24 protein-coding genes and 1 pseudogene are annotated in these 19,646 nt (G+C 60.4%); 5 read left to right on the forward strand and 20 right to left on the reverse strand.

Annotated elements, in window-relative coordinates:
• Positions 1-94 precede the first annotated feature (94 nt).
• Positions 95-412, reverse strand: coding sequence for an iron donor protein CyaY (gene cyaY, locus P3T20_RS35610; RefSeq protein WP_074262682.1), 318 nt, complete (start codon positions 410-412; stop codon positions 95-97).
• A 62-nt stretch (positions 413-474) separates the two neighbouring features.
• On the opposite strand from cyaY, the pseudogene lptM reads away from it, so the two are divergent.
• The 3 genes and pseudogenes from lptM to lysA all read left to right on the forward strand — a co-directional run.
• Positions 475-633, forward strand: a pseudogene (gene lptM / locus P3T20_RS35615) (LPS translocon maturation chaperone LptM); the annotation flags it as partial.
• Positions 634-852, forward strand: coding sequence for a hypothetical protein (locus P3T20_RS35620; protein WP_429289390.1), 219 nt, complete (start codon positions 634-636; stop codon positions 850-852).
• Positions 853-861: 9 nt separating this feature from the next.
• Entirely contained in the window at positions 862-2,124 is a 1,263-nt protein-coding gene (gene lysA, locus P3T20_RS35625) for a diaminopimelate decarboxylase (protein ID WP_429289380.1), read from the forward strand.
• 111 nt (positions 2,125-2,235) lie between these two features.
• On the opposite strand, the gene msrQ is transcribed toward lysA, so the two are convergent.
• The 5 genes from msrQ to P3T20_RS35650 all read right to left on the reverse strand — a co-directional run bounded on the left by msrQ (position 2,236) and on the right by P3T20_RS35650 (position 8,323).
• Positions 2,236-2,931, reverse strand: coding sequence for a protein-methionine-sulfoxide reductase heme-binding subunit MsrQ (gene msrQ, locus P3T20_RS35630; protein ID WP_429289381.1), 696 nt, complete (start codon positions 2,929-2,931; stop codon positions 2,236-2,238).
• 12 nt (positions 2,932-2,943) lie between these two features.
• On the reverse strand, positions 2,944-3,951 hold the full coding sequence (msrP, locus tag P3T20_RS35635) for a protein-methionine-sulfoxide reductase catalytic subunit MsrP (RefSeq protein ID WP_074262685.1): 1,008 nt from the start codon (positions 3,949-3,951) through the stop codon (positions 2,944-2,946).
• Between the two features lie 166 nt (positions 3,952-4,117).
• On the reverse strand, positions 4,118-5,332 hold the full coding sequence (ccsB, locus tag P3T20_RS35640) for a c-type cytochrome biogenesis protein CcsB (protein WP_074262686.1): 1,215 nt from the start codon (positions 5,330-5,332) through the stop codon (positions 4,118-4,120).
• A 4-nt stretch (positions 5,333-5,336) separates the two neighbouring features.
• Positions 5,337-7,541 (reverse strand): cytochrome c biogenesis protein ResB, encoded by a 2,205-nt coding sequence (locus P3T20_RS35645; protein WP_429289382.1) that lies wholly within the window; start codon positions 7,539-7,541, stop codon positions 5,337-5,339.
• Between the two features lie 128 nt (positions 7,542-7,669).
• Positions 7,670-8,323 (reverse strand): c-type cytochrome, encoded by a 654-nt coding sequence (locus tag P3T20_RS35650; protein WP_429289383.1) that lies wholly within the window; start codon positions 8,321-8,323, stop codon positions 7,670-7,672.
• A gap of 214 nt (positions 8,324-8,537) precedes the next feature.
• Here P3T20_RS35650 and yihA point away from each other — a divergent pair, with 214 nt between their 5' ends.
• Positions 8,538-9,200: a ribosome biogenesis GTP-binding protein YihA/YsxC gene (gene yihA / locus P3T20_RS35655; protein ID WP_429289384.1), complete on the forward strand. Its 663-nt coding sequence runs from the start codon at positions 8,538-8,540 to the stop codon at positions 9,198-9,200.
• A gap of 257 nt (positions 9,201-9,457) precedes the next feature.
• Positions 9,458-10,456: a porphobilinogen synthase gene (gene hemB / locus P3T20_RS35660; protein WP_074262690.1), complete on the forward strand. Its 999-nt coding sequence runs from the start codon at positions 9,458-9,460 to the stop codon at positions 10,454-10,456.
• Between the two features lie 179 nt (positions 10,457-10,635).
• Here hemB and dsbD read toward each other — a convergent pair whose 3' ends face one another.
• The 14 genes from dsbD to rplR all read right to left on the reverse strand — a co-directional run bounded on the left by dsbD (position 10,636) and on the right by rplR (position 19,644).
• Entirely contained in the window at positions 10,636-12,537 is a 1,902-nt protein-coding gene (gene dsbD / locus P3T20_RS35665) for a protein-disulfide reductase DsbD (protein ID WP_429289385.1), read from the reverse strand.
• On the reverse strand, positions 12,530-12,862 hold the full coding sequence (cutA, locus tag P3T20_RS35670; protein ID WP_429289386.1) for a divalent-cation tolerance protein CutA: 333 nt from the start codon (positions 12,860-12,862) through the stop codon (positions 12,530-12,532). The genes dsbD and cutA overlap by 8 nt, the downstream gene beginning before the upstream one ends.
• A gap of 171 nt (positions 12,863-13,033) precedes the next feature.
• Positions 13,034-13,426: a 50S ribosomal protein L17 gene (gene rplQ / locus P3T20_RS35675; protein ID WP_074262693.1), complete on the reverse strand. Its 393-nt coding sequence runs from the start codon at positions 13,424-13,426 to the stop codon at positions 13,034-13,036.
• A gap of 184 nt (positions 13,427-13,610) precedes the next feature.
• Complete coding sequence (locus tag P3T20_RS35680; protein ID WP_027199071.1) at positions 13,611-14,588, reverse strand: DNA-directed RNA polymerase subunit alpha; 978 nt, start codon at positions 14,586-14,588, stop codon at positions 13,611-13,613.
• 124 nt (positions 14,589-14,712) lie between these two features.
• Complete coding sequence (gene rpsD, locus P3T20_RS35685) at positions 14,713-15,336, reverse strand: 30S ribosomal protein S4 (protein ID WP_074262694.1); 624 nt, start codon at positions 15,334-15,336, stop codon at positions 14,713-14,715.
• Positions 15,337-15,490: 154 nt separating this feature from the next.
• Positions 15,491-15,895: a 30S ribosomal protein S11 gene (gene rpsK / locus P3T20_RS35690; RefSeq protein ID WP_006052224.1), complete on the reverse strand. Its 405-nt coding sequence runs from the start codon at positions 15,893-15,895 to the stop codon at positions 15,491-15,493.
• 28 nt (positions 15,896-15,923) lie between these two features.
• Positions 15,924-16,289 carry a 30S ribosomal protein S13 gene (gene rpsM, locus P3T20_RS35695; RefSeq protein ID WP_006052223.1) on the reverse strand — a complete coding sequence of 122 codons (366 nt, stop codon included), beginning with the start codon at positions 16,287-16,289 and terminating at the stop codon, positions 15,924-15,926.
• Positions 16,290-16,330: 41 nt separating this feature from the next.
• Positions 16,331-16,447, reverse strand: coding sequence for a 50S ribosomal protein L36 (gene rpmJ, locus P3T20_RS35700; protein ID WP_004199844.1), 117 nt, complete (start codon positions 16,445-16,447; stop codon positions 16,331-16,333).
• A 20-nt stretch (positions 16,448-16,467) separates the two neighbouring features.
• Positions 16,468-16,686 (reverse strand): translation initiation factor IF-1, encoded by a 219-nt coding sequence (gene infA, locus P3T20_RS35705; protein WP_004521905.1) that lies wholly within the window; start codon positions 16,684-16,686, stop codon positions 16,468-16,470.
• Positions 16,687-16,694: 8 nt separating this feature from the next.
• Positions 16,695-18,041 (reverse strand): preprotein translocase subunit SecY, encoded by a 1,347-nt coding sequence (gene secY, locus P3T20_RS35710; protein ID WP_074262695.1) that lies wholly within the window; start codon positions 18,039-18,041, stop codon positions 16,695-16,697.
• Positions 18,042-18,087: 46 nt separating this feature from the next.
• Entirely contained in the window at positions 18,088-18,522 is a 435-nt protein-coding gene (gene rplO, locus P3T20_RS35715) for a 50S ribosomal protein L15 (RefSeq protein ID WP_074262696.1), read from the reverse strand.
• 29 nt (positions 18,523-18,551) lie between these two features.
• Positions 18,552-18,734, reverse strand: a complete 183-nt coding sequence (gene rpmD / locus P3T20_RS35720; RefSeq protein WP_007180126.1) for a 50S ribosomal protein L30 — start codon at positions 18,732-18,734, stop codon at positions 18,552-18,554.
• 11 nt (positions 18,735-18,745) lie between these two features.
• Positions 18,746-19,264, reverse strand: coding sequence for a 30S ribosomal protein S5 (gene rpsE / locus P3T20_RS35725; RefSeq protein ID WP_074262697.1), 519 nt, complete (start codon positions 19,262-19,264; stop codon positions 18,746-18,748).
• A gap of 14 nt (positions 19,265-19,278) precedes the next feature.
• A complete protein-coding gene (rplR, locus tag P3T20_RS35730) occupies positions 19,279-19,644 on the reverse strand; it encodes a 50S ribosomal protein L18 (RefSeq protein WP_006052218.1) in 366 nt (121 codons plus the stop codon).
• Positions 19,645-19,646: the final 2 nt, after the last annotated feature.

Below are 19,646 nucleotides of genomic sequence, written 5' to 3' on the forward strand. Positions count from 1 at the left end.
CGGAGTTGCAGCCGGGTTCGCCGGCGTACGCTTGATGCTCAGTACTCCGCGCGGCGTCGACGCTTAAAGCAAGACGCCCGCCAAAGCACCTCGCTTACGCTTCGAACCGAACCGGCTCGCCGGCCTGTTGTGTCGCGTAGTCAGACAGCGCGGCGAAAAACTCAGTGCCGTTGCGGGTGTCGCGCCATGCGCCGTCGGCATAACGGAAATGAAAACCGCCCGACTTCGCGGCGATCCAGATTTCTTGCATCGGCGGCTGCAGGTTCACGATGATCTTCGTGCCATTCTCGAATTCGAGCGTCAAAACGTTGCCGCTGCGCTCGAATTCGATATCGGCTTCGGTATCGTCGAGTGTGCGTTCAATGGCTGCAAGCGCGGCCTCGGCACGGGTCAGGTATTCGCTATCGGACATGCTAAACTCCAACGATCATTTTTTCAGGGACAGTCATGCGAGTCGTTTCCCGGATGCGCTCAATGGTGCCCGGTGTAAGGCAGCCCCGCGCTGCGGCGCCCGGCGTAAGTCAGCCAGGCACAACGGCGCGCGGCGCGACGACGCCCGGCGCGATTGTAGCCGTTTTGGTCATTGTCGCAGGTTGCGCTCTTGGCGGCTGCGGACAACGCGGACCGCTTTACTTGCCGACCGTGCCACCGCTACCCGCCAAACCCGTTGACGAAACCCAGGTGCCGTCCACTGACGCAGTGAAACCCGATTCGCAGGCAGCCTCCGGTACCGTACCCGACACAACGGGCACACCGCTCACGCTGTCGCCGGAAACCGAACTGCGCACCGTACCCGATTCGGCTGCGTCGGCACCGCAACTGCCGGCCTCCGATAGCACTCCCGTTCAATAAGACTTTCGCATGACTCGATCCGCATTTGCCTACGTCGACGGTGTATTGCACACCGAAGGCGTTTCCGCCGTTTCCCTTGCCGAGCAGTTCGGCACGCCGCTGTACGTCTATTCGCGCGCGGCGTTGACCGACGCATGGCGGGCCTACGCCGGCGCATGTGCGGGCCGCCGCGCCACCGTGCACGTCGCCGTCAAGGCAAATAGCAATCTCGCCGTGTTGAACGTGTTTGCAAGACTTGGCGCGAGCTTCGATATCGTCTCGGGCGGCGAACTCGCACGCGTGCTTGCCGCCGGTGGCAAAGCGGAAAACGTGGTGTTTTCGGGCGTCGGCAAGAGCGCTGACGAAATGCGCGAAGCGCTCGAGGCGGGTGTCAAATGCTTCAACGTCGAGTCGATTCCGGAGCTCGACCGCCTGAATGCAGTTGCCGCTTCGGTGGGAAAGACAGCCCCCGTCTCGCTGCGCGTGAATCCCGACGTCGATGCAAAAACGCATCCGTATATTTCCACCGGACTGAAGTCGAACAAGTTCGGTGTGGCGTTCGACGAGGCGCGCGCCACCTATCGCGCGGCTGCAGCGATGACGCACCTCGAGGTGGTGGGGATCGACTGCCATATCGGCTCGCAGATTACCGAAATCGCGCCGTATCTGGACGCAGTGGACAAATTGCTGGAGCTGGTCGGACAGATCGAAGCGGACGGTTTATCGATCCGTCACATCGACGTGGGCGGCGGTCTTGGCATCACCTACGACGACGAAACGCCGCCGGATATCGGCGAGTTCGTGCGTACGGTACTCGATCACATCGAAGCACGCGGTCATGGGCATCGTGAAGTGTATTTCGAGCCGGGGCGCTCGCTGGTCGGCAATGCCGGTGTGTTGCTCACGCGCGTCGAGTTTCTGAAGCCCGGTGCGGAAAAGAACTTTGCCATCGTCGACGCCGCGATGAACGATCTCGCGCGCCCGGCAATGTACGAGGCGTACCACGGCATCGAACCGGTGGTGAAGCGCGACTCCCCGGCGCATGTGTATGACGTGGTCGGCCCAGTTTGCGAAAGCGGCGACTGGCTGGGCCGCGAGCGCCTGCTCGCAATCGAGCCGGGCGATCTGCTCGCCTTGCGTTCGGCCGGTGCGTACGGCTTCGTGATGAGCTCGAACTACAACACGCGTCCGCGGGCGGCCGAAGTCATGGTCGACGGCGAGAAAGCGTATGTGGTCCGCGTGCGCGAAGAGGTCAAGCAGCTGTTTTCCGGCGAAACCGTCCTGCCGGATTAAACGCGAAGGCAGACGCTCCACAAGCTGAAAGCAAGAAGGCGATGCCACTGCGGCATCGCCTTTTTTTATTGAACGCTGCCTGAGACTACGAGCACCTTCAGCGAAACATCGTCACCCCTTCCCAGCCGACGTCGCCCCACGCGCGCGCAACCACACAAGCAGCCGCCAGCCCAGTAACGCAACCATTACCGCGCCGTAAATCTTCGGCAACAGCAAATCGTGCTTGCCGGATTTCATCCACCAGAAATGCAGGATCGCGAGTACTCCGATCGCATAGATCGCGCGGTGCAGCGTCTGCCAGCGGCGGCCAAGCTTTCTCACCATCGCGCGCGGCGAGGTCACAGCCAGCGCGAGGAGCAGAAGAAACGCCGCGAAGCCGACCATGATGAAGGGCCGCTTGCCGATATCCTTCAGGATCGCCGCCACGTCGAACCATTTGTCGAACCACACATAGGTCGTGAAATGCAGCGTGGCGTAGAAGAACGTGTACAGACCCAGCATGCGCCGGAAACGCAGCACTGCAGCCACTCCCGTCAAGCGGCGCAGCGGCGTCACGGCGAGCGTGATGCACAGGAACACCAGCGTCCACAGACCGGTTGACCGGGTGATGAACTCGATCGGGTTGGCCCCGAGCCGGTCGGTCAAGCCGAAGAACACGATTCGCGCGAGCGGATACCACGCCGCGACGAATACAGCGATCTTCGCCGGCACCACCCAGCGGCCGCCCGCTGCGGCGGAGCGCTTTGCAGCGGGTGGCTGCCGACGCGAAGCGGGTTCAGACACGGTTGGTGTTTCAGAGGAGGCCATCGCAATTCCCGCCTAGAAGTTCTTCTTCAGGTCCATGCCCTGATACAGCGATGCGACCTGATCGCCGTAGCCGTTGAACATCAGCGTCTTTCTCTTCGGCGTGAAGAACCCATCTTCGCCAATCCGCCGCTCGGTGGCCTGGCTCCAGCGCGGATGATCGACATTCGGATTCACGTTCGAGTAGAAGCCGTATTCGTTCGGCGCGTAGGTATTCCAGCTCGTGGCCGGCTGCTTGTCGACGAAGCGGATCTTCACGAGCGACTTGCCGCTCTTGAAGCCGTATTTCCACGGCACGATGATCCGCAGCGGCGCACCGTTCTGATTGGGCAGCACTTCGCCGTACAGACCCACCGTCAGCAAGGTCAGCGGGTTCATCGCTTCGTCCATCCGCAAGCCTTCCGAGTACGGCCAGTCCAGAATTGGCGTGGACAGGCCGGGCATTTGCGACGGATCAGCAAGCGTGATGAACTGCACGTATTTGGCATTGCCGTTCGGCTGGGCTCGCTTGATGAGTTCCGCAAGCGGAAATCCGATCCACGGCATCACCATCGACCAGCCCTCCACGCAACGATGCCGGTATACCCGCTCCTCGAGCGGCGCCATCTTCAGGAGATCGTCAATGTCAAACACCTTGGCATTCTTCACTTCGCCTTCAACGCTCACCCGCCACGGATGCGGGCGCAATGTGCCGGCATTCTGCGCGGGGTCGCTCTTGTCGGTTCCGAACTCGTAGAAGTTGTTGTAGGTGGTAATGTCCTTGTAAGGCGTGACCTTATCCGTCGCGACAAATTTCGGATTGGTCTTCGCCGCCAGCTTAGGTCCTTTCGCATCCGGCGACGAGTACACGGCGAGCGCCTCGCCGCTCACGCCGAGCAAACTGCCCATCGCCGCCGCACCGGCCGCCCGCAGGACGCGTCGACGGTTCTCGCGCTGGCTCTCGTACACGCGTTTCGGCGTGATTTCACTCGGAGCAATATCGTCGCCCTGCAGTGCAATCCTGTCGCTTCGCTTTATCCACATGGTGCTGCTCCTGCTGGCCCGGCGGGCTGTGTTGATGATGGTTCGACTACTCATCCATAGGTACTGTTCTGGCGAACACTCTGGATGCACCAAAATTCCATGCACAAAGAAAAAACCGCCGGTGCGAAGCACTCGGCGGTTCTTTGTCGGTTCAGAAACGCAGATCTTACAGCTTGCCGTAGCTATGCAGCCCGGAGAGGAACATGTTGACGCCGAGGAACGCGAACGTCGTGACCAGCAGGCCCGTGAGCGCCCACCACGCCGCGACGGCGCCACGCAGGCCCTTCATGAGCCGCATGTGCAGCCACGCTGCGTAGTTCAGCCAGACGATCAGCGCCCAGGTCTCCTTCGGGTCCCAGCTCCAGTAACCGCCCCAAGCCTGCGCAGCCCAAAGCGCACCGAGGATCGTGGCAATGGTGAAGAACGCAAAACCGACCGCGATCGACTTGTACATCAGGTCGTCGAGCACGTCGAGCGGCGGCAGGCGGTCCGCCAGCATACCGTTTTCCTTGACCAGATACGCGACGCCGACCATCGCCGACAAGGCGAAACTGCCGTAGCCGATGAAGTTCGCCGGCACGTGGATTTTCATCCACCAGCTTTGCAACGCCGGCACGAGCGGCTGGATCTGCTGCGCATCGCGGGAAATCGAGTACCACATCAGGAAGCCAACCGCGGCGCTGATCACCAGCAACACGAACGCGCCGAGCGCGCGGGTGTTGTAGTGCTGCTCGTAATACAGGTAGAAAAGCGCGGTAATCAGGCTGAACAGCACGAACACTTCATATAGGTTCGAGATGGGGATATGCCCGACGTCGGAGCCGATCAGGTATGACTCGTACCAGCGCACCATCAGGCCGACGAAGCCCATCAGCACCGCAGCCCACGTCATTTTCGAGCCAATCGCGGCGCCCGTGGGCGAACGCGACACCAGGCCGATCCAGTAAAACAGCGTGGCCAGCACGAACAACGCACTCATCCACAGGATCGCGGATTGGCTCGACAGGAAATATTTGAGGAAGAACGCGCTATCGGCGCGCGCCAGGTCGCCCTGATACGTCTGGATCGCGAACAGCGACAGCACCGCGATACCGGCGATCAGGAGACGCGCCGGCTTCCAGCGCCAGCCGAGCGTCACGAACACCGGCACCGCGCAAACCAGGATCAGCTTGTCGTAGTAATTCATGTACGGGTGATAGCGCCACAGCGCGAAACCCGCACCCGCGACCATCGCCAGGGCGAACAGCCAGTCGAAAGCGCCAAGGCGCTTCAGAAACGAGCGTTCGTCGAGCAGCGCCGGGTGCTGCGCCGGACTGGCTGCCGCGTTCTTGGCCGACGCGTTACCACGCGAAGGAGATGAGGAAACCTGAGTCAAGTCCATGATCTTACCGGGTCGTATCTTGTGAACCTGCGGACGGTGCGCCGGAGGTGCCGCCATTCTCGGCAGCGTCACTGGGTTTGGCACCCAGCACAGCGCCGACAGCGTCGCGCGTCTGGGCGAACTCCTTGTCGAAATCAAGCGTTTTGCGCGCGCTCGACATCGCCATCACGACGTTCGTACCGTGATCGGTATCTTTGATCCAGAACCAGAGGCGCCGTTCGCGGACGTAGAACATCGAGAAGATGCCCAATACGAGGAGCAGGCTGCCAAGATACACGACTTTTTTGCCCGGCGCGCGCGTCAACTGAAATACCGAAGCTTGCACCTGCTTGAATGAGTCGAGCTGTAAATAGACCGGCGATCCATACAAAAAGCTGTCAGATATCGCATTGATCGAGCTCTGGATAAAGAGGCTCGTGTCCGCCGAGGGCGTCGCGTCGGGCTCGCCGGCCTGTTCGCGGGCCAGTTGCCATACGTCCCAGGTCGAGCCTTCGAGCATGCGCAGCAGCAGCGAGGCCGCTTTTTCCTGCTCGCCCTTCGGCACTGAATGGTCGATAAAGGCAGCAATCGCCTGGAAACCACCGATGTTCTGGCCGCCCTGCATCATGCCGACGCTGCTGTCGCCACCCGCAAAGAGGGTCAGGACGCGCAACGCGCTTTCTTCGAGGTGCTGCTGCAGGTCCGCGTTCGATGCCGGCACCGAGCGCAGCGCGAAACGGCGCGCCGCCGCGGCGCGCGTGGCCGGATTCTCGAGCGCGGCGCGCAGGTTCATCCACTCGTTGACCGTGCCGCCCTGGTCGGCGGGGATCCGCAGATAGCGGAACGGATCGTCCGGGTTGATGCGCATGCCGGCGAGAAACATCTTCTCGCCACCCACGTCGACCGGCAGCATGTAGTTGTTGTACTCGCGCGCCTGGCCGTCCTTGCCGCGCACCTTGTACTGCACCGATGGGCCGACGTTATGCAGATCCAGCGGCTTCGAGGTCTTGGCGCCTGAACCGAGCCGCTCGTCGAAGGCTTCCTTCAGCGTCTGGTGTGCGACGCCGCGCGCGTCATTGGCGCCGCTGCCGTTCGAGATGTTCTCCACGTTGATGGCGCGGAAATCGGCGAATTCGATCGTCTGGCCGTCCGCCCCAGGCACCGCATTACCCAACGGCACCGAATTGCCGATCGTGCCGCTGAACGGAGCCGTTTTGGCGCTGGTGCCCGACATCGGGAAGGCGGTCATCTGCATCTGCGAGCCGCCATCCTGGAAGCTCGACTGGTAGATCGATACACCGTCGTAGTCGAACGGCTTGTTCACTTCGACCCGTGCCGGAATCTTCTGGCCGGTCTTGTGATCGATCACGACGATATCGCTCGCAAACAGCTTCGGCATGCCGGTCGAGTAGTAATCGACGATGAACTTGTTCAACTGGATCGAAAACGGCAAGTCCTGGATCAACGAGCCATTCGGCTGGTTCAGGATCGCCGTCGAGACATGCTCGCCCTCCGGCACCCATGCGTAGCCGCGGAACGTCGGATTGGATTGGGACAGACGGTGTTCGGGCGGAATGTCGCTGATCACCGTGTTACTGTTGATGGGCGTCTTGTTGAACATCCACATCTGCAGCTTGATCGGCAGATTGCTGTCGAGCAGGCCGCCCAGACAGATGACGACAATCGCAATGTGAGCCGAGATATAGCCGAGCTTGGTGAGCGCACCGCGCTTGGCCGCGATCAGCGTCGCGCCGTCCGACTCCCGCGTCACGAACTTGTAGCCGAGCCGGCCCGACAGTTTCGCCAGCGTGGCCGTGGCCTGCTCACGCGAGCTGCCGACGGCGAATTCGCCCTTGTGGTGGAACGCGCGCAGGCTCGATTCGCGGACCTTGTCCTTCCAGCTCTTCATATCCGCGACCATCTTCGGCGCATTGCGGATCACGCAGAGCGACACCGAGACCATCAGGAAGCATAGGATCAGCATGAACCACCAGGAGCTGTACACGGTGTACAGGCTCAGCGAGCGGAAGATATCCGCCCAGAAGGGGCCGAACTGGTTAACGTAGTTGGGATACGGATCGTCCTGAGTGAGGACGGTGCCGATGATGCTCGCGATCGCCAGAATCACCAGCAGCGCGATGGCGAATCGCATCGAACTCATCAACTCGATAACGCGACGCATGGGCCGCTGGCCCGACGTTATTTCAATACCCGACGTGGTGACGCTCATTCACACTCCGACAGAACAGCAAAAAAGGGTGAACGGCCGCCGCTGACGCACGAAGCGAGCGACGCCATCACCCTTTTCTTGTTTTTTCACCGGCCTCGCTGGGCCGGTTGCACTTGCGTGCGGACTTACTAATGCAAGCCCGCGATGTAATCGGCCACAGCCTTGATGTCGCTATCCGACAGCCGTGACGCAATGGTATGCATCGGGTCGCTGTTGTTGCGCGCGCCCGGGCCCTGCGTGAACGCGTTCAACTGCGTCACCGTATATTCCGCCCACTGCCCCGACAGACGCGGATACTGCACCGGAATGCCCTGGCCTGTAGGACCATGGCAACTTGCACACGCCGGGACAGCTCGCTCGGCGATGCCCGCGCGATAAATCTTCTCGCCTAGCGGGACGGTGTTCTTGTCGTGTGCGTAACCGGGCTTCGGCGTCTGCGCCGCAAAATACGCGGCAACGTTAACCATATCCTGGCTGGACAGCGCTGCGGCCATGCCGGCCATAATCGCATTATTACGCGCAGGCTGCTTGGCACCGGGCTGGGTTTTGAAATCCATCAACTGCTTGACGAGATATTCGGGGTGCTGGCCGGCCAGCTTGGGATACGCCCCGCCGGCGCTATTACCGTCGGCGCCGTGACACGACGCGCAAACCTGCGTCGCAATTGCCTGTCCCCGATTGACGTCCGGTTTTGCCGGATCTGCTGCTCGCGCCTGAACTGCTAAACCTGAAAGACCTGCCGCTACTTGAAATACCATCAGTGCTTTGCACAGTCGATTCATTCGCACACCCTGTTTCGTCTTGTGGGAATTAGAGGTTCTGCAAAACGACGGCGACCGATTTACCGCAGAGGCACGCGCGCTGGCCCCTCCTCAGGTCTTCAGTAAATTCAGTAAACCATCATATTGTACAATAACTCGCTAATCGCTTAGACGCCAGTCGGGCTTGACCCGTCCCCACCCCGGGTTCCCCGGCGTCTCATATTCTGGTTCCCCCATGTCCTTCCTGCTCCACCAGTCCCGCTTCTTTACGACCGTCAATCACTTGCGTGATCTGCCGGCCACCCCGCAACCCGAAATCGCGTTTGCGGGACGCTCGAATGCGGGCAAATCGACGGCGATTAATCTGCTGTGCAATCAGAAGCGTCTCGCCTTCGCTAGTAAGACACCGGGCCGTACCCAGCATATCAATTACTTCTCGGTAGGGCCTGCAGCCGAGCCAGTGGCCCACCTGGTGGATTTGCCCGGTTATGGGTACGCGGAAGTGCCCGGCGCCGCCAAGGCACACTGGGAGGCGTTGCTGTCGAGCTATCTGCAACAGCGATCGCAACTGCGCGGCATGATCCTGATGATGGACTCGCGCCGCCCGCTCACCGATCTGGACCGGGTGATGATCGAGTGGTTTGCGCCGACCGGCAAGCCGATCCACACCCTGCTGACAAAGTGCGACAAATTGACGCGGCAGGAGAGCATCAACGCGCTGCGGGCCACCCACAAAGGGCTGGCGGAATATACGGCTGGCGGTTATCGGGGAGAGTTGACCGCCCAGTTGTTCTCGGCCCTCAAGCGGGTCGGTCTGGACGAGGCTCACGAGCTGATTGAAAGCTGGCTCGTTCCTGAGGATGCGGGTAGCGCGGACGGCGTGGTCGCGTCCGAATAACTTCCGCTGCCAGGCTGGGGATTAACCTGGTCTGGGCCCTTTTTCGTTCGCCCATAAAAAAACCCGCCGCAACTGACGGCGGGCCAAACAGCCTAATCGAAAAACGACAGGCACCCGCTCAGGGAGGAGAAGCGGGGAGGTCAGCGCATGGCGCCTTGCTCGATCGGTATGATATACCATTGTCTCGAAAAGAGTTTTCAGCAGGCTCAGGCACGCGCTGTTGCCTCACCATCTCCACGCAATCCAAGACATTCGATATGAGCTTCTATCCGCATCACCGTCCGCGCCGCATGCGCCGTGACGACTTCTCGCGCCGTCTCATGCGCGAAAACATCCTCACCACCAACGACCTGATCTACCCCGTGTTCGTCGTAGAAGGCACCAACGTGCGGCAAGCCGTGGCGTCGATGCCCGGCGTGGAACGCGTGTCGGTCGATCTGCTGATGGGCGTGGCCGAACAGTGCGTCGCGCTTGGCGTGCCGGTACTGTCGCTGTTTCCGGCGATCGAACCGTCGCTGAAAACACCGGACGGCCGCGAGGCGACCAACGAAGCCGGTCTGATTCCGCGCGCCGTCCGCGAACTGAAAAAGCATTTCCCGGAGCTAGGCGTTCTTACCGACGTTGCACTCGATCCCTACACGAGCCACGGCCAGGACGGTGTGATCGATGAAGCGGGCTATGTGATCAACGACGTGACCGTCGAGATTCTCGTCGAGCAGGCCCGCGCACAAGCGGAAGCGGGCGTGGATATCGTGGCTCCGTCGGACATGATGGACGGGCGCATCGGCGCGATCCGCGAAATGCTCGAGAGCGAGGATCACATTCATACGCGGATCATGGCCTACTCGGCCAAGTTCGCGTCGGCGTTCTACGGGCCGTTCCGCGACGCCGTTGGTTCCGCGACGAACCTCGGCAAGAGCAACAAGATGACCTATCAGATGGACCCGTCGAATTCGGATGAAGCGCTGCGCGAAGTGCGTGCGGACATCGAAGAAGGCGCGGACATGGTGATGGTGAAGCCCGGCATGCCGTACCTCGATATCGTCCGTCGCGTGAAGGACGAGTTCCGCTTTCCGACTTATGTGTATCAGGTGAGCGGCGAGTACGCGATGCTCAAGGCGGCCGCGCAAAACGGCTGGCTCGATCACGACAAGGCGATGATGGAATCGCTGCTGGCGTTCAAGCGGGCGGGCGCAGATGGCGTGCTGACGTATTTTGCGCTGGACGCTGCGCGGATTTTGCGCGCGCAAAAGTGAGGCGGGCTGAGGCGCTGGGTTGGGCGCCTCGTGACGAGCGATGATGTCAGACGCAGACGCTGTGCAGCAGGTTTGAAGTTTGATGAAAGCGGAGGCACCGGGAGCGGGTCTCCGCTTTTTTAATGGCTGAAAGTCTCGCGTGCTGTTTGCGACGGCGTGCTTTGTCAGGGCCGCGGCGACTACGATTGCGGCGGCGTGGCCAGGCGGTCGAGGCTGTGCAGGAACGTGTCGGCCGACTCGTAGCCGACGACGCGCAGCACCTCCGCTCCGCTCGGGTCGAAGAAGATGATGCCCGGAGGCCCAAACAGCTTGAAGCGCTTCAGCAAAGTCTGGTCATCGGGGTTGTTGGCAGTCACGTCCGCGCGCAGCAGGTTGAGTTGCTGCAGCCGGGCATGTACGCGCGGGTCGCTGAAGGTGAATTTCTCCATTTCCTTGCAGCTCACGCACCAGTCCGCGTAGAAGTCGAGCATCGCCGGCTGGGCAGCGGCCTTTACGGCCTGGTCGAGCTGGGTCGACGAGCGTACCGGGGCAAACGTGAGGCTGTCTGCAGCAGTAGCGGCATTCGCTGCCCCCGAAGGGACGCCGGCCACATCACCAGGGCCGCCGCGCGCGGCCATTACTGCGAGCGGCTTGAGCGGATCCGACGATCCGGCCGCGAGACCAACTAGCAGCACCACGGCCCAGACGGTCAGCGCGACGCCCAGACCCCGACCAAGTCGACGCCACACGGAACTGGCGCCAGCTGGTGGCGAGAACAGTCCGAGAGAGACCGCGGCGACCAGGAGCCATAACGCGCTCAGCAACATTTGCGCAGTCGCACCCAGCACTGGCCAAACGATCCACAACGCGGCGGCGAGCAGCACTATCCCGAAGAAGATCTTCACGCCGTCCATCCACACACCCGCACGCGGCAGCAAGGTACCTGCGCCCAAGCCGATGATCAACAACGGAACGCCCAGGCCGATACCCATCGAGAACAGCGCGGCCGCACCGAGCACGGCGTTGCCTGTGTGGGCGATAAACGCCAGGATCGCGAACAGCGGCGCCGTCATGCAAGCGCCGACGACCAGCGCGGACAGCGCGCCCATCGCCGCCACCGCCGCGAACTTGCCACCGGAGCGCCCTTGCGACGCGCGCGACGCACCGTCCTGCCAGCGTTGCGGCAAGGCAATGTCGTAGCCGGCGATCAGCGTCACTGCGAACGCCGTCAGCAGCACACCGAATGCACCCAATACCCACGGATTCTGCAACCATGCGCCGAGGCTCTGACCCACAAGCGCCGCGGCGATACCGAGCACGGTATAGACGAGCGCCATACCGATCACATAAGCAAGCGACAGCGCGAAGCCACGACCACGCGTCACACGTGCCCCTTCGCCGATGATAATGGCAGACAGGATCGGGATCATCGGATACGAGCACGGCAACAGGCTAAGCACGGCGCCGGCGACGAAGAACAGGCCGACGATCGTGAAGAAGCTGCCGCCCTGCAGAAGCGACTGCGCGTAGTCAGCGCTGGTTGTGCGTTCGTACCACGAGGAGGTGTTTGCTATGTCGGCGTTGTTTGCCGTTTGAGTGGTGACTGCGGGGGTGGGCGAGACGCTAGCGGCGTGTAGCGCGGCGCCTTCGACGTGATACACGCGCTCCATCGGCGGATAGCAAATACCCGCGTCGGCGCAACCTTGCGAAGTCACCGCGAGATCGAAGGGCCCCGCGGCCTGCTTTACCGGGACGCGAATGGTCAACTCGTTCCGGTAGGTTTCGACATTCTTCCCGAACGTTTGATCGAACTTGACGTGGCCCGCGGGCAATTGTGGATCGCCGATCGTCACGGTTCCGTTGCGGGTCGCAAAGGAGAACCGCTCCCGATACATGTAGTACCCGTCCGCGATCTTGTAGTGAACAAGCACTTCGCCAGGCTGTTCGCTTGCACTGAATTTGAAGGCAACAGCCGGATCCAGGAAATCGTCGTCGGCGTACGCCGCGCCAGCAGCGGACATCAGGACTACCAGCAGGCAGGAGACGAACAGCACGGCCGCGCGCAGGGAATCGCGCCCCCGTCGGTGAAGAGCATTAAACATGAACAGGGCGTTGAGTCTCAGCAATGACCCACTGGCCGTAAGCTACAGAGGCCGTGGCTTGCCAGCAGAGGATTTCGGGGGTGTCGTACGGATGATGTTTCTCGATGAATAACTCGAGCTCCAGAGCCCGTGCCGCGCTCGTTTTGAAGAGTAACTGGATCTCATCGGCGGACTCGAGCTTGCCCTGCCAGTGGTAGGTCGAATGGATCACTCCCTGCTGGCTGACGCAAGCGGCAAGGCGTGCATCCAGCGCCTGTGTGGCGAGCTTCTGCGCCGTGTCCGCATCGGGCACGGTCGTCAGGATCAGCGTCACATTCGAGGTCACGGATAACTCCGGCAGGGTGGAAAACGCGTGTTGCTATCGTATCACCGGACTCGGTCGGCCGCAGGCAGGCGCCCGGCATGCTGCCGCTTGATTAGCTACGGTCTGATTCTGTATGCGTCCACAAACAAAAAGGCCAGACTTTCGTCTGGCCTTTTCAGCGATGCGGGAAGCTTATTCAGCTTCTTGCACTTCAACTTCTTCGACTTCCGGACGGTCCATCAATTCGACCAGTGCCATCGGTGCATTGTCGCCAACGCGGAAACCGAACTTCAGGATGCGCAGGTAGCCACCCGGACGGTTTGCGAAGCGCGGGCCGAGCACGTCGAACAGCTTCGAGACGGAGTCACGATCGCGCAGGCGGTTGAACGCCAGACGACGATTTGCCAGCGACGGCTTCTTGCCGAGCGTGATCAGCGGCTCGACGACTTTACGGAGTTCCTTCGCCTTCGGCAGCGTCGTCTTGATGACTTCGTGCTCGATCAGCGAGTTGGACATGTTACGGAGCATTGCCAGACGGTGGCTGCTCGTGCGGTTCAGTTTCCGCAGACCATGACGGTGACGCATTTCAATTCCTTCGATTCAAAGTTTTGGTCCAGCTCTTCTATCGCGCTCGGCGAACCCGGAGGTTTGCGAGTGCACGGGCCGGTAGTTAAAAAAGGCAAGACGCGGATTTTAAAGGAAAATCCGCGTCCGTGCCAGTCGTGCCGCGGTGACTTTCGTCCCGGACGAATACTCAATAAGCTCGCGCTTACTTGTCCAGCCCAGCCGGCGGCCAGTTTTCGAGCTTCATGCCGAGCGTCAGACCACGCGACGCCAGTACTTCCTTGATTTCGTTCAACGACTTGCGGCCCAGATTCGGCGTCTTCAGCAGTTCGTTTTCCGTGCGCTGGATCAGGTCGCCGATGTAGTAAATGTTCTCGGCCTTCAGGCAGTTCGCGGAACGAACCGTGAGTTCGAGATCATCCACCGGACGCAGCAGGATCGGATCGATCTGCGGCGCACGCGAAGGCGCTTCAGCGGCAGCTTCCGTGCCTTCCAGCGCAGCGAACACCGACAGCTGATCGACCAGAATACGCGCCGATTGACGAATCGCTTCTTCCGGCGAAATCACACCGTTGGTTTCGATGTTCATGACGAGCTTGTCGAGGTCGGTACGCTGTTCGACACGCGCGCTTTCCACGGCATAGCTCACACGGCGAACCGGCGAGAACGAAGCGTCCAGCACGATACGGCCGATGATCTTGGCCGACTCTTCGCCGTAGCGACGCACGTTGCCCGGCACATAACCGCGGCCCTTTTCGACCTTGATCTGAACGTCGAGCTTGCCGCCCTTCGACAGATGCGCAATCACGTGATCCGGATTGATCACTTCACAATCGTGCGCGAGTTCGATGTCACCGGCGGTGACAACGCCTTCGCCTTCCTTGCGCAGCGTAACCGTCACTTCGTCACGATTATGCAACTTGAACACGACACCCTTCAGGTTCAGCAGCAGGTTGACTACGTCCTCTTGCACACCGTCGAGCGTCGAATACTCGTGAACCACGCCTGCAATCGTCACTTCGGTCGGCGCGTAGCCGATCATCGACGACAGCAGTACGCGCCGGAGCGCGTTACCCAAGGTGTGGCCGTAACCGCGTTCAAACGGTTCCATGACCACTTTCGCATGGCTCTCACCAAGCGATTCAACTGCGATGATCTTGGGCTTCAACAAACTGGTTTGCATAGGTTTTCCTTTTCAATACCCTCGGCTCGTTACACCGATAAGGCTGACCGGTAACAACCTGAAAATAAACAGCCGAGGCGCCCCCTTGCGCATCGCAATCAGGGTGCCCCGGCCGCCAATCCGATTACCGCGAATACAATTCGACGATCAGGCTTTCGTTGATATCGCCAGCGATATCGCTGCGTTCCGGCTTGCTCTTGAACGTGCCTTCGAACTTCTTCGAATCGACAGCGACCCAGCTCGGCAGACCACCTTGCTCAGCCAGCGACAGCGCTTCGAGAATACGCGCTTGCTTCTTGGCCTGTTCACGCACCGCAACCACGTCACCTGCCTTAACTTGCAGCGACGGGATGTTGGTGACGACGCCGTTCACCGTGATCGCCTTGTGGCCGACGAGCTGACGCGCTTCAGCGCGCGTCGAGCCGAAGCCCATGCGATACACGACGTTGTCGAGACGCGACTCGAGCAATTGCAGCAGGTTTTCACCCGTGTTGCCCTTGAGGCGGTCGGCTTCAGCGAAGTAACGGCGGAACTGGCGCTCGAGAACGCCGTAGATGCGCTTCACTTTTTGCTTTTCGCGCAGCTGCGTGCCGTAGTCGGACGTACGGGCACCCGAAGTGCGGCCATGTTGGCCAGGCTTGCTGTCAAGCTTGCACTTGTCAGCCAGCGAACGACGGGCGCTCTTCAGGAAGAGGTCAGTGCCTTCACGGCGGGACAGCTTGGCCTTAGGGCCGATATAACGTGCCACGTTGATTCCTTCAATGATTGATCACGTGAACTCGCGTTCACGCTAGTCCGAGCCCTTTGGGTCGAACGGTGGGCTTAGTCAATTCAATAACGCAAGCAGCCCGTCGTCGCCGGCACACTACCCGGCGGCAACAGGCGCTAGCGAAACAAGCGTCTTAGATACGACGACGCTTCGGCGGACGGCAGCCGTTGTGCGGTACCGGCGTCACGTCGGAGATCGCGGTGATCTTGATGCCAAGACCATGCAACGCGCGCACCGCGGACTCACGGCCAGGGCCAGGGCCCTTGATCCGCACTTCGAGGTTCTTCACGCCGTATTCCATCGCCACGCGGCCAGCCGATTCAGCTGCCACCTGGGCTGCAAACGGGGTCGATTTACGCGAACCCTTGAAGCCCTGACCACCCGACGTTGCCCAGGCGAGTGCGTTGCCCTGACGATCGGTGATCGTGATGATGGTGTTGTTGAACGACGCGTGAACGTGAACCACGCCCTCGGCGACGTTCTTCTTGACCTTCTTGCGAACGCGTTGCGCCGCGGAGTTGTTCGAAGCCTTAGCCATTACGTTTTCCTGTAACTGTCAGTTCCGCTTACTTCTTCAGCGATTGCGCTGCACGACGCGGACCCTTGCGCGTACGGGCATTCGTACGCGTGCGTTGGCCACGCAGGGGCAAGCCCTTGCGGTGACGCACGCCACGATAGCAGCCCAGATCCATCAGCCGCTTGATGTTCATCGTCGTTTCACGGCGAAGATCGCCTTCGACGATGAACTTGCCGACTTCTTCACGCAGCTTTTCGAGGTCTGCGTCGTTCAGGTCCTTGACCTTCTTCGAAAATGCCACACCAGCAGCGACGCAAATGTCGCGCGAGCGCGTGCGGCCAATACCGTAAATCGCCGTCAGGCCAATTTCGGTATGCTGGTGATTCGGGATGTTAACCCCTGCGATACGAGCCATTGTTTTTCCTCAAACAAAAAGCGCAAGCAAAAGCGCGGCGTTCAGCCTTGACGCTGTTTGTGGCGCGGATCAGAGCTGCAAATCACGCGCACAACGCCTTTGCGCTTGATGATCTTGCAATTGCGGCAAATGCGCTTAACCGATGCCATCACTTTCATGATATTACCCTTTTTTCAAATCACTTCGCCCGGAACACGATCCGCGCACGCGACAGATCGTAAGGCGTCAATTCAACCGTCACCTTGTCGCCCGGTAGGATTCGGATGTAGTGCATCCGCATCTTGCCGGATATGTGTCCCAATACGACATGGCCGTTTTCCAGCTTCACCCTGAAGGTAGCATTAGGCAGGTTTTCGATGACTTCACCCTGCATCTGGATCACATCGTCTTTGGCCATAAGTCCTTTCAACGCATCGGGACGCCGCCGCCTTTGAAATTGGCTTTCTTCAGCAGCGATTCATACTGTTGCGACATAACGTACGACTGCACCTGCGCCATGAAATCCATTGTGACGACGACAATGATCAGCAGCGACGTTCCACCAAAATAAAACGGCACGTTCCAGCGCAGCACCAGAAATTCGGGCAGCAGACACACGAACACGATGTAGATCGCACCAGCCAGCGTCAAACGCGTGAGGATGCGGTCGATATATCGAGCCGTCTGATCGCCCGGGCGAATACCCGGGACGAAAGCGCCGCTCTTCTTCAGGTTGTCGGCCGTTTCCCTGCTGTTGAACACCAATGCGGTGTAGAAAAAGCAGAAGAAGACGATCGCCAACGCGTACAACAACACATACACGGGTTGACCGGGCTTAAGCGCTTCGGCCACGTTGTGCAGCGTGTCTGCGAACCAGCTGTTACGCGACCCCGAACTAAACCAGTTCAGGATAGTTGCCGGGAAGAGAATGATCGACGATGCAAAGATCGGCGGAATCACGCCCGACATGTTCAGCTTCAGCGGCAGATGTGACGACTGCCCACCGTAAATCTTGTTACCGACCTGCCGCTTCGCATAGTTCACGAGGATCTTGCGCTGGCCGCGTTCGATGAACACCACCAGGTAGGTCACAGCAGCGATCAGTGCAACCACGATAATCGCCGAGAACGGACCCATCGAGCCGGTTCGCACCAGTTCAAACAGACCGCCGATTGCATTCGGGAAACCCGCCGCAATCCCGCCGAAAATAATGATCGAGATACCGTTGCCAAGCCCGCGTTCCGTGATCTGCTCGCCCAGCCACATCAGGAACATCGTGCCGGTCACCAGCGTTACGACCGTTGTCAGCCGGAACACCATACCCGGATCAATCACCAGGCCCGGCTGGTTCTCAAGCGCCACGGCGATGCCGAAGGCTTGGAACGTTGCCAGCAGGACCGTAAAGATACGCGTGTACTGCGTGATCTTCCGTTGACCCGCCTGCCCTTCTTTCTTCAGCGCTTCCATTTGCGGCGAGACAATCGCCAGCAACTGCATGATGATCGACGCCGAAATGTACGGCATGATCCCAAGCGCGAAAATCGTGAACCGCGAAAGTGCGCCACCCGAGAACATGTTGAACATGCCAAGGATGCCACCCGACTGGCTCTGGAACAGCTTTGCCAGTTGGTCCGGATCAATACCCGGAACCGGAATATGCGCGCCGATACGGTAGACGACAAGCGCCAGCAGCAGGAACACTGCACGCCGACGCAGATCGCCGAACTTCGCCGCGCTTCGACCGGGTTTTGCGAGACTCGGGCTGTTAGCCAAGTAGCTTCTCCGATGCAAATGCTAGTGACGGCAAACGACTTGCACGTTACTCGGCAAAGGAGCCGCCAGCTGCTTCAATCGCAGCGCGCGCACCCTTCGTCGCACCCAGACCCTTCACAACGATCTTGCGCTTCAGCTCGCCCGTCTTGATGATCTTGGCGCTCGTGATCAGCTCGCCGACCAGACCGGCTTGCTTCAGAGCCAGCAGATCGATTTCGTCGACCGGCAGCTTTTCAAGATCCGACAGACGCACTTCACCGACGAATTCCTTCGTCAGCGAGGTGAAGCCCCGCTTCGGCAGGCGACGTTGCAGCGGCATTTGACCGCCTTCGAAGCCAACCTTGTGGAAGCCGCCCGAACGCGACTTCTGACCCTTGTGACCACGGCCAGCCGTCTTGCCGAGGCCCGAACCGATACCACGACCCACGCGACGCTTTGCGTGCTTCGAGCCTTCGGCCGGCTTCAGGTTATTCAATTCCATTATCAACTCCTTGAGTCCGGGTCAGCCGCTTAGCTGATGACCTTAACGAGGTACGAAACCTTGTTGATCATGCCGCGCACAGCCGGCGTGTCTTGCAACTCGCTAACCGAGTTGAGTCGACGCAGGCCCAGGCCACGCACCGTAGCGCGGTGCGTTTCGCGGGTCCCGATCAGGCTCTTGACGAGCTGAACCTTGACAGTTTTATCAGACATGGTGTCCACCTTTAGCCCAGAATTTCTTCGACGGACTTGCCACGCTTCGCCGCGATGTCGCCCGGCGTGGACTGCTTGCGCAGGCCGTCGAGCGTTGCACGAACGAGGTTGTACGGGTTCGTCGAACCGTGGCTCTTGGCCACCACATTCTGCACACCCATCACGTCGAACACTGCGCGCATCGGGCCGCCAGCGATCACGCCGGTACCATCCTTCGCCGGAGCGAGGAGGACTGCGGATGCGCCGTGCTTACCGTGCACTTCGTGTTGCAACGTGCCGTTCTTGAGCGGCACCTTGAACATGTTGCGGCGAGCTTGTTCCATTGCCTTCTGAACAGCAACCGGAACTTCCTTCGCTTTGCCCTTGCCCATGCCGATGCGGCCATCGCCGTCGCCAACCACGGTCAGTGCGGCAAAACCGAGAATCCGGCCGCCCTTCACAACCTTGGTCACGCGGTTGACCGAAATCATCTTTTCGCGCAGGCCATCGTCGCGTTCGTCAGCCTGAACTTTCGCTTGCATCTTTGCCATGACGAATTCTTCCCTTAGAACTTGAGTCCGGCTTCGCGCGCCGCATCAGCCAGCGCTTTCACGCGGCCGTGGTAACGGAAACCCGAACGGTCGAAGGCGACGGATTCGATGCCGGCAGCCTTAGCCTTTTCTGCAATGCGCTTGCCGATCAGCGTAGCAGCAGCAACGTTGCCACCCTTGCCGGTCTGATCAGCCAGTTGCGCACGCACTTCGGCTTCGAGCGTCGACGCGCTGGCGAGCACCTTGGTGCCGCACGGCGAGAACACCTGCGCATAGATGTGCGTGTTCGTGCGATGCACGGCGAGACGCGCGACCTGCAGCTCAGCGATCTTGATACGCGTCTGACGAGCGCGGCGCAGGCGAGATTGAGTCTTATCCATGA

Source organism: Paraburkholderia sp. GAS206C (assembly GCF_050435645.1).
Lineage (GTDB): Bacteria > Pseudomonadota > Gammaproteobacteria > Burkholderiales > Burkholderiaceae > Paraburkholderia > Paraburkholderia phenazinium_B.

What these genes read in the sequence shown, in the direction of transcription:
- cyaY (WP_074262682.1), bottom strand. Translation starts at nt 412, where the DNA reads ATGTCCGATAGCGAATACCTGACCCGTGCCGAGGCCGCGCTTGCAGCC.
- lysA (WP_429289380.1), top strand. Translation starts at nt 862, where the DNA reads ATGACTCGATCCGCATTTGCCTACGTCGACGGTGTATTGCACACCGAA.
- msrQ (WP_429289381.1), bottom strand. Translation starts at nt 2,931, where the DNA reads ATGGCCTCCTCTGAAACACCAACCGTGTCTGAACCCGCTTCGCGTCGG.
- msrP (WP_074262685.1), bottom strand. Translation starts at nt 3,951, where the DNA reads ATGTGGATAAAGCGAAGCGACAGGATTGCACTGCAGGGCGACGATATT.
- ccsB (WP_074262686.1), bottom strand. Translation starts at nt 5,332, where the DNA reads ATGGACTTGACTCAGGTTTCCTCATCTCCTTCGCGTGGTAACGCGTCG.
- P3T20_RS35645 (WP_429289382.1), bottom strand. Translation starts at nt 7,541, where the DNA reads ATGAGCGTCACCACGTCGGGTATTGAAATAACGTCGGGCCAGCGGCCC.
- P3T20_RS35650 (WP_429289383.1), bottom strand. Translation starts at nt 8,323, where the DNA reads ATGAATCGACTGTGCAAAGCACTGATGGTATTTCAAGTAGCGGCAGGT.
- yihA (WP_429289384.1), top strand. Translation starts at nt 8,538, where the DNA reads ATGTCCTTCCTGCTCCACCAGTCCCGCTTCTTTACGACCGTCAATCAC.
- hemB (WP_074262690.1), top strand. Translation starts at nt 9,458, where the DNA reads ATGAGCTTCTATCCGCATCACCGTCCGCGCCGCATGCGCCGTGACGAC.
- dsbD (WP_429289385.1), bottom strand. Translation starts at nt 12,537, where the DNA reads ATGTTTAATGCTCTTCACCGACGGGGGCGCGATTCCCTGCGCGCGGCC.
- rplQ (WP_074262693.1), bottom strand. Translation starts at nt 13,426, where the DNA reads ATGCGTCACCGTCATGGTCTGCGGAAACTGAACCGCACGAGCAGCCAC.
- P3T20_RS35680 (WP_027199071.1), bottom strand. Translation starts at nt 14,588, where the DNA reads ATGCAAACCAGTTTGTTGAAGCCCAAGATCATCGCAGTTGAATCGCTT.
- rpsK (WP_006052224.1), bottom strand. Translation starts at nt 15,895, where the DNA reads ATGGCTAAGGCTTCGAACAACTCCGCGGCGCAACGCGTTCGCAAGAAG.
- rpsM (WP_006052223.1), bottom strand. Translation starts at nt 16,289, where the DNA reads ATGGCTCGTATCGCAGGGGTTAACATCCCGAATCACCAGCATACCGAA.
- rpmJ (WP_004199844.1), bottom strand. Translation starts at nt 16,447, where the DNA reads ATGAAAGTGATGGCATCGGTTAAGCGCATTTGCCGCAATTGCAAGATC.
- infA (WP_004521905.1), bottom strand. Translation starts at nt 16,686, where the DNA reads ATGGCCAAAGACGATGTGATCCAGATGCAGGGTGAAGTCATCGAAAAC.
- rplO (WP_074262696.1), bottom strand. Translation starts at nt 18,522, where the DNA reads ATGGAATTGAATAACCTGAAGCCGGCCGAAGGCTCGAAGCACGCAAAG.
- rpmD (WP_007180126.1), bottom strand. Translation starts at nt 18,734, where the DNA reads ATGTCTGATAAAACTGTCAAGGTTCAGCTCGTCAAGAGCCTGATCGGG.
- rpsE (WP_074262697.1), bottom strand. Translation starts at nt 19,264, where the DNA reads ATGGCAAAGATGCAAGCGAAAGTTCAGGCTGACGAACGCGACGATGGC.
- rplR (WP_006052218.1), bottom strand. Translation starts at nt 19,644, where the DNA reads ATGGATAAGACTCAATCTCGCCTGCGCCGCGCTCGTCAGACGCGTATC.